The organism is Thioalkalivibrio sp. XN8, assembly GCF_011058255.1.
Taxonomy (GTDB): domain Bacteria; phylum Pseudomonadota; class Gammaproteobacteria; order Steroidobacterales; family XN24; genus XN24.
Window position 1 is genome coordinate 105782 of the sequence record NZ_JAALFH010000067.1, and the last position, 11096, is coordinate 116877.

Here is an 11096-nt window from a genome sequence, read left to right on the forward strand (position 1 = left end):
CTGGCATTCTACTCCTCCGCGGGCGTCCTTGCGGCGACCTCGACCAGCTGGCCGAAGGCGATGACTGCATCGTTGGCCGGCAGCCGCTGCGGCAGGGCGAGCGGGACGCCGTCAGCCTGGAAATGCGTGTGCATGCGCTCGGCCAGCAGGCGGTTCTGCAGCACGCCGCCGGTGGCGCCGACAGCGCCGACTTCGTGGCTGGCGCTGACTGCGCGATAGATGGCGACAGCCGTCTGCGCCAGCGCCTCGTGGAAGCCGGCGGCGCGCCGGGCCACTGGTTGGGACCCGTCCAGGAGGGGAGGGAGGAGGGGCGCCCAGTCCGCCCGCAGCAGGCCCGCCTCGTCCGGTGCCAACGGCAGGGCCCTGGCGGCGCCCGGCGCCATGGAGCCTGCCGCGGCCTCGAAGCGCATCGGTCCCTCGCCCTCGTAGCTGCCGCGCAGGCAGACCCCGCTCAGCGCGGCGGCGGCGTCGAACAGCCGTCCCGCCGCGGTGCTGGCAGGGGTGTTGAGACCACGGTCCCAGGCTGTGCGGGCCAAGCCATCGGGATCCGGGCAGCCGGGCCACTCGACCCCCGCCTCCCAGCACAGCGCGGCCCCGCTGCGCCAGGGTTCGCGGCCGGCCAGCTCGCCCCCGGGCAGGCGGAAGGGGCGGAAGCTGGCTACCCGGCGCCAGTCTCCCGGTCGCCCGAGAAAGGCCTCGCCCCCCCAGAGCGTGCCGTCGCCGCCGTAACCGACGCCGTCCCAGGTGAATACCAGCAACGGACCGTCGCATTCGATTTCGGCCGCCAGCGCCGCCGCATGGGCGTGGTGATGCAGCACCGTCGTCAGCGGCAGGTCCTGGCGGCGGGCCCAGCGCGCGGTGGCGTAGCCCGGATGGGCGTCGCAGGCCAGCGCCTCGGCGCGGACGCCGTAGAGCGCCTGGAGGTCGGCGGCGACCTGCTCGAACACCTCCATGCTGCGTTCGGAGCCCATGTCCCCGATATGCGGCGAGACCACGCAGCGGTCTTCCCAGGCCAGCGCAATGGTGTTCTTCATGTGCGCGCCCACGGCCAGGGTCGGCCGCGGCATCGGCCGGGCCAGCTCGATCTCGGCCGGCGCGCAGCCCCGGCCGATCCGGAGGGGCCGCAGGCTGCCGGCACTGCGCCGCCAGACCGGGTCGTCGGCCGGTCGCACGATCGGCCGGTCATGGTGCAGGCAGCCTTCGACGAGGTGGGCGAGCCGCGACTCGACCTCGGCCCCGTCGGTCAGCACCGGCTCGCCGCTGAGGTTGGCCGAGGTGGCGACCACCGGCCGGCCCAGCGCGCCCAGCAGCAGGGCGTGCAGGGGGCTGTAGGGCAGCATCACGCCGAGTTCGGCCAGCCCCGGCGCCAGCGCCTCCGGCAGCGCCCCGGGGCGGCGGGCGACCAGCACGATAGGCCGCTGCGGCGAGCGCAGCAGGGCCGCTTCCGCTGCGGTCGGGACGGCGGCCGCTCGCACCTGGTCGAGGCCGTCGGCGCCCGCCAGCGGGAACATCACCGCCAGCGGCTTGGAGGGGCGCGGCTTGAGCCGTCGCAGGCGGGCGATGGCCGGGTCGCTGGCCGCATCACACACCAGGTGGTAGCCGCCGATACCCTTGACGGCGACCAGGCGGCCCGCATCCAGGGCCGCAATGCAGGCCGCCAGCGCCTCGTCGCCGCCCCGCGGCGGGCTCCCGTCCAGCCCGGACCAGGCCAGTTGCGGGCCGCACTTCGGGCAGGCCACGGGCTCGGCATGGAAGCGCCGGTCGGCGGGGTCGTCGTACTCGGCGCGGCAGGCGGCGCAGAGCGGGAACCCGGCCATCGATGTGTTGGGGCGGTCGTAGGGCAGGTCCCGGATGATGGTGTAGCGGGGACCACACTGGGTGCAGTTGATGAAGGGATAGCCGTAACGCCGGTCAGCAGGGTCCGCCAGCTCCGCCAGGCAGTCGTCGCAGGTGAAATAGTCCGGCGGCACAAAAATCCTGGGATCGGCCCCGGCTGCGCTCGGCAGGATGGTGAAGCCTGCCGGCGGCGTGCCGGACCAGGGCTCGCTGCGGCGAATGCGCGGCGCCGCGATCGCCGGCGCGCGACTCGACACCTCCCGGGTGAAGCCTTCCACGGCTGCAGGCGGGCCGCAGACCAGCACCTCGACCTCGCCGACGGTATTGCGAGCCCAGCCGCTCAACTGGTGGCGGGCGGCGAGACGGTAGAGGAACGGGCGAAAGCCGACGCCCTGGACCTGGCCGGTGATCCAGAGCCGGCGGCCGGCGCTCAGGCCACCTCCCGGGTCCGGATGCCGTTCGACCACCAGATCCGGCACGCGCCCTCGTCCGAGACCATGCACGGCCCGACGGGAGTGCGCGGCGTGCAGGCCGAGCCGTAAATGCGGCACTGGTTGGGGTAGATCTTGCCCAGCACCACGCGGGCGCAGTCGCAGCCCTTGGGCATCAGGCCCGCGCGCTTGCGGTCGTGGGCGCCATAGTCCGGGAAGTGGCGCCGGGCGTCGCGCGCCGCCAGGTGTTCCCGGAGCCCGTAGCCGGAAGCCGGGATGGTGCCGATGCCGCGCCAGCCGGCGTCGATCACGTCCATGGTCTCGTCCAGGAAACGGCGGGCCGTGGCGTTGCCGCCCGGGCGGGCGACCTCCGGGTAGCAGTTGTCGAGGAAGCACTTGCCCTCGACCAGCTGCCGCAACACGGAGTAGGTGGCGGCGAGCAGGCTCTCCGGGTGGAAGCCGGCCACCGCCGCCGGCAGGCGGTGCTGCTCGACCACGAAGTCCCATTCTTCCGGGCCCATCACCGTGGCGACGTGCCCGGGGGCAATCAGGGCGTCGAAGCTGCGGTCCTCGGACTCCAGCAGCATTGCCACGGCCGGCCAGGTGCGCCGGCCGGCCAGCAGGACGAGGAGATTCTCCGGCGGGTCGCCGGCCAGCATCGCCGCGACCGGTGCCGTGGTGGTCTCGAACCCGGCGGCGAAGAACACCACGCGGCGCCCGGGGTTGGCGCGGGCGATCTCGACGGCTTCCGTGGGGGAGGCCACGGGCCGGACGTCGCCGCCGGCGGCCTTGGCCTGCTCCAGGCTGCGGGTTTCCTTCAGCGGCAGGTTCACCGGCACCCGCAGCATGTCGCCGAAACTGACCACGATCACCTCGGGGTCCTGCAGGGCGATCTGCATGGCGTGGTAGACGTCTTCCTCGGGGCAGACGCAGACCGGGCAACCCGGGCCGGGGATCAGCTCGACCTGGGGCGGCAGGGTGCCGCGCAGGCCGGCCATGCTGATCGAGCGTTCGTGCCCGCCGCAGACGTTCATGATCCGCACCCGGTCGGGCAGCGGCAGGGCGCGGATGCGCTCCAGCCATTGCCGCGCCGTGGCGCTCATGACCGCGCGCCCCCGGTCCGTTCGTGGCGGTGTTCGTGGGCGTGCTCGTGCTCGTGATGATGCTCATGGGCATGGCCGTGCGCATGGCCGTGCCCGCCGCCCGCCGGTTCCGCCGCATGCAGCCGGGCGCCCTCGGCCTGGATCGCCGGGCGGCGGGTCTGGCCGGCGGCGATGCGGGCACGCTGCGCTGCGAGTTCGCTGTCGAGCCAGTCCAGCCAGGCCTCGAGCCCAAGTCCCTTGCGGGGCGACAGCCGGATCACGGGTGCCTGGGAGCCCACCAGGCGCAGGGCGCGTTCCGCCTTGCCGGGGTCGAAATCGTCCAGCACGGCCAGCAGGTCGGTCTTGGTGAGCAGCATCAGGTCGGCCGCGCGGAACATGACGGGGTACTTGGCCGGCTTGTCGTCGCCCTCGGTGACCGAGAGGAGGGTGATGTTCAGGTGCTGGCCGAGATCGAAGCTGGCCGGGCAGACGAGGTTGCCGACATTCTCGATGAAGACGAGATCCACGCCGTCGAGGTCAAGCCGGTGCAGGGCGTCGTGGACCATGTGGGCGTCGAGGTGGCAGGCGCTGCCGGTGGCGATCTGCACCGCCTCCACGCCCTTGGCCCGGATGCGCGCGGCGTCGTTCTCGGTCTCCAGGTCGCCCTCGATCACCACGATGCGGTGGCGCCCGCCCAGCGCGTCGATGGTCGCCTCCAGCAGGGCCGTCTTGCCGGCGCCGGGGGACGACATCAGGTTGACGGCGAGAATCCCGCGCGCGTCGAAGTGGGCGCGGTTGTGCGCCGCCTGGTGGTCATTCTCGCTCAGCAGGCTCTGCAGCACGGTGACGGCGGCCCGGCCGTCCTCGGTCTGCGCCAGGCGGCCGCCCGGGGTCACGAGATGACGGTTGCCGTCGGTGATGTTGCAGCCGCAGGTGTCACACATGGGGCACTCCGGTAATGAAACGGAAGCGAAACGAGACTCTATAACATTTCGGCGGCCGGGGCCGAGAGTTCGACGGACTCGAGCAGCATCTCCGTGCCGGAGACCGTGCGAACCCGGAAGCCCCCGCAAGCCGGGCAGAGCATGCGGTTGGGTGCGGCCTCGCCGCTGGCGCCGCAGGCCTGGCACTGCACGACGACGGGTGCGGCGTCGATCTGGAGTTCCGCGCCTTCGGCCACGGAGCCGGCGGCGGCGAGGGGGAAAGCCTGCCGCAGCAGCGCGGCCTCAACCCCGGAGAGGGGCCCGATCCGCAGCTTCACCAGTTCCACGCGGCCGCCGCCGTGCTGCGCGGCAACCGCCTCCAGCTGGCTGACCAGGGCCTGGCAGACCGAGAGCTCGTGCACGGCTCAGGCCTCCGCCACGTCACCCAGCATTTCGTCGTAGATCTCCCAGGCCGAGCGGGCTTCCTGCTCGGTCATCTTCTGGATCGCGTAGCCGACATGGACCATCACGTACTCGCCGACCGCGACCGGCTCGTCCTGCATCATGAACAGGCTGACGTCGCGCTCGACGCCCTTGGCCTCACAACGGGCCATGAAGCCGTCGACCGCCACCACTTGCATAGGTATGCCGAGGCACATTGGGACTCTCCTCCCGATTCTGTCTCTTCAGAGTCGCACGCTGCCATCCGCGGCGCCGCCGCGCAAGCTGGTAAATATCCTGATGCGTCTGATTCTCATCCCAGTATGCTCCGTCCGGGGCCCGCTCCTGCGCCCCCCGGGAGGAACGCAGATGTCAGACCAGGATCATCCCAAGAGCGGCACGCTGGTGCTCGGTGTCGGCAACACCATCCTGACGGACGAGGGCGTCGGTCCCTGGGTCGTCAACGGCCTGTATGAACTTAACCCCGAGGTCCCCGGCATCACGTGGATGGACGGCGGCACCCTCAGTTTCTCCATCGCCGCCTTCGTCGAGGACGCGGAGCAGCTGATCGTGGTGGACGCGACCAACCTGAAGGCCGAACCGGGGACGGTGCAGGTGTTCGAGGATGCGGACATGGACCGGATTCTCGGCCAGCACGGTCGCAGCGTCCATGAAGTCGGCCTGATGGACCTCATGAACATGGCCCGGTTCGCCGACCTCATGCCGCGCCGCCGCGCCCTGGTGGGGATTCAGCCGGAAATCGTCGACTGGGGCACGGCCCCGAGCCCGCGGGTGGCCCTGGCCATGCCGGAGGCCGCGCGGGCCGTGGCGGCGCTGATCAAGGCCTGGACCGGCCAGCACATCCGCGTGTCCTGACCGCATTCATTAGGGCTGCGTGAATTGCGTATTGTTGGCGCCGGTCTGCAGGCATAGATTGCCGGGTAAGGTATTGAACTCACAGTCAAGACCGGCGCACCCGGGGCGAGCGGGGAAAGCACCCCGGGGAACAGTCGGCGGAGAAAACATGAGCGGCCTATCCGGGATCGGGGTCAAGGTCGAGTCGGGTGCAGCAGCGCCCGACGAGATTTACGCCAATACGCTGCCCCTGCTGCATGAAATTCGCCACGCGCTGGCGCGCCTGGTCGAGTCGGGCGAACCCACCGTAATCGACATCCAGAGCATCCCCATGGGGCCCGGTGACATGAACCGCCTCATGGACGCCCTCGGCGAGGGTGAAGTCCGGGCCGAGTTCGAGGCCCTGGGCAAGACCGTCATTCGCGAATCCCGGTACGGCGGGGTCTGGATCATCGAGCACTTGAACGGGTCCGGCGGGGTCGCCGGCCGGTTCATTGAGATCACCTGGGTACCTTCCCTGCTGCAAGCGCAGCGGGAGGACGTCGAGGCCGGTCTCGAGGCACTTGCCGACGCCCTGGCGGCGGCGGGTAATTGAAGCCAACCGAAGGGCCCTGCGCGCCTCGCGCCAGGGCAGTGCGGAGGAGCACAGCATGGCAGCAAGCAAAACCGTAGGCGACGTTCTCCGAGCGCACGGAGTCAGCCGTCGCGGATTCATGAAATTCTGCGCGGCCACTGCGTCCATGATGGCGTTACCGCCCAGCATGGTCAGCACCGTGGCGGCGGCAATCGAGAACGCGAGGCGGCCGTCGGTCATCTGGCTCCCGTTCCAGGAATGCACCGGGTGCACCGAGGCGATTACGCGCTCGCACACGCCGACCCTCGAGGGCCTGATCTTCGACTCGATCTCCCTCGACTATCACCATACGCTGATGGCGGCGTCCGGCCAGCGGGCCGAGGATGCCATGATGCAGGCGATGGAAGAGAACTACGGCAACTACCTGTTGCTGGTGGACGGCTCCATTCCGACGGAGGAGTTCGAGTCGCATTCCTGCACCAATGGCCACACCCACCTGTCGATGCTGAAAGATGCGGCGACTGGCGCGGCCGCCATCGTCAGCGTCGGGACCTGCGCGGCTTATGGCGGCATCCCGAAGGCGAATCCGAACCCGACCAAGGCACGGTCGGTACAGGACCTGATCACCGACAAGCCGATCATCAACGTGCCCGGCTGCCCGCCGGTTCCCACCGTGTTGACCGGCGTGCTGGCGCACTACCTGGTCTTCGGCACCATTCCGGAGCTCGATCCCTACGGGCGCCCGATGGCCTTCTTCGGCCAGAACATCCATGACCGGTGCTATCGCCGGCCGTTCTACGAGCGCGGCCAGTTCGCCGAGACCTTCGACGACGAAGGAGCGAAAAAGGGCTATTGCCTGTACAAGCTGGGCTGCAAGGGCCCGATCACCTACAACGCCTGCGCCACCGTCCGTTGGAACGAGGGCACCAGCTGGCCGGTCCAGTCCGGTCACGGCTGCCTCGGCTGCTCGGAGCCGGATTTCTGGGACAAGGGCAGCTTCTACCGGCCGCTCTCCGCCGCCTACTGGGGCGACGCCAGGACGGTCGGCATCGGTGCTGCGGCAGGCGCCGCGGCAGGCCTGGCCGCCGCCGCTCTCGCGCGCGGCAAGCAAAAGAAGGCGCAGCAGGAGGAAAAGGCATGAACGAAGGACTGTATTGGGAGGGCATGTCGCTGCTCGACTTTGCCCGGGGTCCCGCGCTCCGCTGGGCCGTGATCATCTTTGTCATCGGAATCGTGTGGCGCCTCACCGCGCTGCTGCTGGCCTCGCGCAAGCAGCTGGAGCCCGCCAAGGGCTCGGCGACGTCGGGCGGCATGAAGACGCTGCTGACGCGCTCGGCGCCGGCGCATGAGCTGGAGAAGAACATCGTCTTCCAGCATTACTCGGGCTATGCCTGGCACATCGGCATGTTCGTGGTGCTGCTCTTCTTCGCCCCGCACATGCTGTTCTTCAAGGACATCCTCGGCTTCGGCTGGCCGACGCTGCCTAACTTGTTCATCACGTTCTTCACCGTGGTGACCATGGGTATCCTGCTGGTGCTGCTGGCACGCCGTCTGATGAACCCGGTGCTGCGTCAACTCACGACCTGGGACGACTACATCAGCTGGCTGATTGCTTTCCTGCCGTTCCTGACCGGCATCATGGCATTCACGCACATCACCTTCGGGATGCGCTACGAGACGGTACTGGCCCTGCATTTCCTGAGCGTCAGTGCGCTGCTGATCTGGTTCCCGTTCGGCAAGCTGATGCATGCCATCTTTATCTGGCCGTCCCGCTACAAGGTCGGGGCCGCCTTCGCACGGAGAGGGGTACGGGCATGAGCGCGACGACTATTCCTGACTACGGCACCCTGGGCGAGCGCGCCGCTGCCGGCCTGAAGCCCAAGGGTCTGTCCGACGAGCAGAAGATCGCCAAGGCCAAGGAAGCTTTCCTGGCCGGCATGACGGCCGACATGGCGACCTACCTCGAGTCGTGCATCCACTGCGGCATGTGCGCGGAGGCCTGTCATTTCTACATCTCGACTGGCGACGCCAAGTACACGCCGATCTACAAGACGGAACCACTGAAGAAGGTCTACCGGCGCGAGCTGTCGTCGATGCGCCTGTTCAACCGGATCACCACCCGTGACATCACGGTGCAGGACCTCGAAGACTGGAAGGAGCTGGCTTACGACTCCTGCACCCAGTGCGGGCGCTGCAGCCTGCTGTGCCCGATGGGCATTCACATCCAGAGCATGATCCAGGTCGTCCGCAACGGCCTCGCGGCCGCCGGCCTGGCGCCGGCCGAACTGCAGGCGGTGTCGGACGAGCAGAAGGACAAGGGCAGCATCCTCGGCGCGGGCAGCGACAAGCTGCGCGAGGTCGTGGAGCGGGTTCGCGCCAAGGGCGTGGACGTGCCGCTGGACAAGGAAAAGGCCGACGTGCTGGTCCTGTCGTCGGCGCTCGACTTCCTCAACGACGAGAGCGTCCTCGAGGCAACTGCGAAGGTGATGAACAAGCTGGGCGTCAACTGGACCATCCGCAGCGACGGTTTCGAGTCCGCCAACTTTGGCGCGCTCTCCGGCGACCGCGTGGCCCAGAAGCGGATCAGCAAGCGCATCATCGACGCCGCCCTCGCCAGTGGGGCCAAGAAGGTGATCGTGGCCGAGTGCGGGCATGCCTACCCGGTCCTGCGCTGGGAAGCTGCGACGAACTACGGCAAGGAGCTCCCCTTCGAGATCCTGTCGGTGGCCGAGTATTTCGGGCAGGAGCTGAAGGCCGGACGCCTGAAGCTGAAGAAGGCCGGCAACGGTGCCAGCCATGTCACTTTCCACGACCCCTGCAAGCTGGGCCGGATGGGTGGCTCTTTCAGCGAGGCGCGCGACATCCTGAACGCACTGGGCGTAAAGCTCACCGAGATGGAGTCGCACGGCCGCACCAACCTCTGCTGCGGCGGCGGTGGCGGCGTGTCCATGCTGAAGAGCGCGCTGCCGCTGCGCCAGAAGGCCTTCGAGCTGAAGCGCCAGGAGGTCGAGCGGACCGGCGCGCCGACGGTGGTGACCGCCTGCAACACCTGCTTCCAGACACTGGAGGCGGGCAAGGCCTGGCTGAACTGGGACAAGGACATCGTGAACCTTGTGCAGCTCGTCAGCGATAACCTCGCTTGAGCCCGGCACGCCGGTAGCGAACGACTTACAAGGATCGGGGTAACAAACTATGAGCAACAGAGTCGTCGTCGACCCGATCACCCGCATCGAAGGGCATCTCCGTATCGAGGTGCAGATGCAGGGCGATCGAATCCAGCAGGCGTACTCCTCGGGCACCATGGTGCGCGGCATCGAGATCATCATGCGCGGGCGTGACCCCCGCGATGCCTGGGCCTTCGTCCAGCGTATCTGCGGCGTCTGCACGCTGGTGCATGCCATGGCCTCCATCCGCGCCGTCGAGGACGCGCTGAACTACGACATTCCGCCGAACGCGCAGCTGATCCGGAACCTGATGATCGGCCAGCAGTATGTCCACGACCATGTCATGCACTTCTATCACCTGCATGCCCTGGACTGGGTGGACGTGGTTTCGGCGCTGAGCGCGGACCCGGCGGAGACCGCGGCCCTGGCGAAGGCGGTCTCGCCGAGCTGGCCGAAGTCCTCCGAGGGCTACTTCCGCGACGTGAAGAAGAAGCTGCAGACCTTCGTCGAAGGCGGCCAGCTGGGCATCTTCGCCAACGCCTACTGGGGCCATCCTGCCTACAAGCTGCCGCCCGCAGCCAACCTGATGGCGGTGGCGCACTATCTCGAGGCCCTGGCCTGGCAGCGCGACGTGGTCAAGCTGCACGCGGTCTTCGGCGGCCGCAACCCGCACCCCAACTTCGTCGTGGGCGGCGTGCCGTGCCCGATCGACCTGGATTCGGATTCGGCCATCAACGCCGAGCGTCTGCAGATCGTGCAGGAATCCATCAACCAGATGAAGACCTTCGTCGACCAGGTATACCTGCCGGACACGCTCGCCATCGCCGGCTTCTACAAGGACTGGGGCGGTCGTGGCGAAGGCCTCGGCAATTTCATGTCCTTCGGCGACTTCCCTTCGAAGACCATGAATGACGTGGACAGCTTCCTGTTCCCGCGCGGCGCGATCCTCAATCGCAACATCAACGCGATCGAGGAGATCGACTTCTCGGATCCGAACGGCGTGCAGGAGTTCACCTCGCATTCTTGGTACGACTACTCCGGCGGCAAGGACCAGGGACTGCATCCCTGGGAGGGCGAGACCAAGTTCGACTACGAGGGCCGTGGCGGTCCTACGCCGCCCTACAAGCAGCTCAACGTGGACGACGGTTACAGCTGGCTGAAGTCGCCGCGCTGGAAGGGTCACTCCATGGAAGTGGGCCCGCTGGCCCGCGTCCTGTTGATGTACGCCACCGGCCACGACCAGACCCGCGAGCTGGTCGACTACACCCTCCGCACCCTCGACGTGCCGGTGGACGCCCTGTTCTCGACCCTGGGCCGCACCGCGGCCCGCACGCTCGAGTCCAAGGTCGTCGCCGACGCCATGCAGGGCTGGATGGACCAGCTGCTCACCAACATCCGTGCTGGCGACACCAAGACCTTCAACGAGATCAAGTGGGACCCGTCCACCTGGCCGTCAGAGGCCAAGGGCGTGGGCGCGCACGAGGCGCCGCGCGGCGGCCTGTCGCACTGGATCGTCATCAAGGACCGCCTGATCGACAACTACCAGTGTGTGGTGCCCAGCACCTGGAACGCCGGCCCGCGCGACTCCAAGGGCGTCCCCGGCGCCTACGAGGCGGCGTTGCAGGACAACCACCAGATGTACGATCCGCAGCAGCCGATCGAGATCCTGCGCACCGTCCACAGCTTCGATCCCTGCCTGGCCTGCGCCGTCCATGTGGCGGACGAGGACGGCAAGGAGCTCATCCAGGTGAAGGCCGTCTGAGGCTCGCCTGAAGAAGCTGCGCGGGTTT

Annotated in this window: 11 protein-coding genes; 6 read left to right on the plus strand and 5 right to left on the minus strand. The window is 68.5% G+C overall.

What is annotated here, in order from left to right; genetic code table 11:
* Nucleotides 1-8: 8 nt before the first annotated feature.
* From hypF to G6N75_RS12795, 5 genes are read right to left on the minus strand one after another with little or no spacing between them, the layout of a single operon-like run.
* Nucleotides 9-2315: a carbamoyltransferase HypF gene (gene hypF, locus G6N75_RS12775; protein ID WP_346765533.1), complete on the minus strand. Its 2307-nt coding sequence runs from the start codon at nt 2313-2315 to the stop codon at nt 9-11.
* On the minus strand, nt 2267-3370 hold the full coding sequence (gene hypD, locus G6N75_RS12780; protein WP_165348754.1) for a hydrogenase formation protein HypD: 1104 nt from the start codon (nt 3368-3370) through the stop codon (nt 2267-2269). The genes hypF and hypD overlap by 49 nt, the downstream gene beginning before the upstream one ends.
* The gene (hypB, locus tag G6N75_RS12785; protein ID WP_165348755.1) at nt 3367-4293 is read right to left on the minus strand and encodes a hydrogenase nickel incorporation protein HypB; all 927 of its coding nucleotides are present in this window, start codon (nt 4291-4293) and stop codon (nt 3367-3369) included. The genes hypD and hypB overlap by 4 nt, the downstream gene beginning before the upstream one ends.
* A gap of 38 nt (nt 4294-4331) precedes the next feature.
* Nucleotides 4332-4694, minus strand: coding sequence for a hydrogenase maturation nickel metallochaperone HypA (gene hypA, locus G6N75_RS12790; RefSeq protein WP_165348756.1), 363 nt, complete (start codon nt 4692-4694; stop codon nt 4332-4334).
* Between the two features lie 3 nt (nt 4695-4697).
* On the minus strand, nt 4698-4931 hold the full coding sequence (locus G6N75_RS12795; RefSeq protein ID WP_165348757.1) for a HypC/HybG/HupF family hydrogenase formation chaperone: 234 nt from the start codon (nt 4929-4931) through the stop codon (nt 4698-4700).
* A gap of 151 nt (nt 4932-5082) precedes the next feature.
* Between G6N75_RS12795 and G6N75_RS12800 the strand changes: the two genes are divergently transcribed.
* The 6 genes from G6N75_RS12800 to G6N75_RS12825 all read left to right on the plus strand — a co-directional run bounded on the left by G6N75_RS12800 (nt 5083) and on the right by G6N75_RS12825 (nt 11068).
* Nucleotides 5083-5589: a HyaD/HybD family hydrogenase maturation endopeptidase gene (locus G6N75_RS12800; protein WP_165348758.1), complete on the plus strand. Its 507-nt coding sequence runs from the start codon at nt 5083-5085 to the stop codon at nt 5587-5589.
* Between the two features lie 148 nt (nt 5590-5737).
* Nucleotides 5738-6163, plus strand: a complete 426-nt coding sequence (locus tag G6N75_RS12805; RefSeq protein WP_165348759.1) for a hydrogenase expression/formation protein — start codon at nt 5738-5740, stop codon at nt 6161-6163.
* Between the two features lie 55 nt (nt 6164-6218).
* Nucleotides 6219-7283 carry a hydrogenase small subunit gene (locus G6N75_RS12810; RefSeq protein WP_165348760.1) on the plus strand — a complete coding sequence of 355 codons (1065 nt, stop codon included), beginning with the start codon at nt 6219-6221 and terminating at the stop codon, nt 7281-7283.
* Nucleotides 7280-7960: a nitrate reductase gene (locus tag G6N75_RS12815; protein ID WP_165348761.1), complete on the plus strand. Its 681-nt coding sequence runs from the start codon at nt 7280-7282 to the stop codon at nt 7958-7960. The genes G6N75_RS12810 and G6N75_RS12815 overlap by 4 nt, the downstream gene beginning before the upstream one ends.
* Nucleotides 7957-9285, plus strand: coding sequence for a (Fe-S)-binding protein (locus G6N75_RS12820; protein WP_165348762.1), 1329 nt, complete (start codon nt 7957-7959; stop codon nt 9283-9285). Before G6N75_RS12815 ends, G6N75_RS12820 begins: the two co-directional genes overlap by 4 nt.
* A gap of 49 nt (nt 9286-9334) precedes the next feature.
* A complete protein-coding gene (locus G6N75_RS12825; protein ID WP_165348763.1) occupies nt 9335-11068 on the plus strand; it encodes a nickel-dependent hydrogenase large subunit in 1734 nt (577 codons plus the stop codon).
* Nucleotides 11069-11096: the final 28 nt, after the last annotated feature.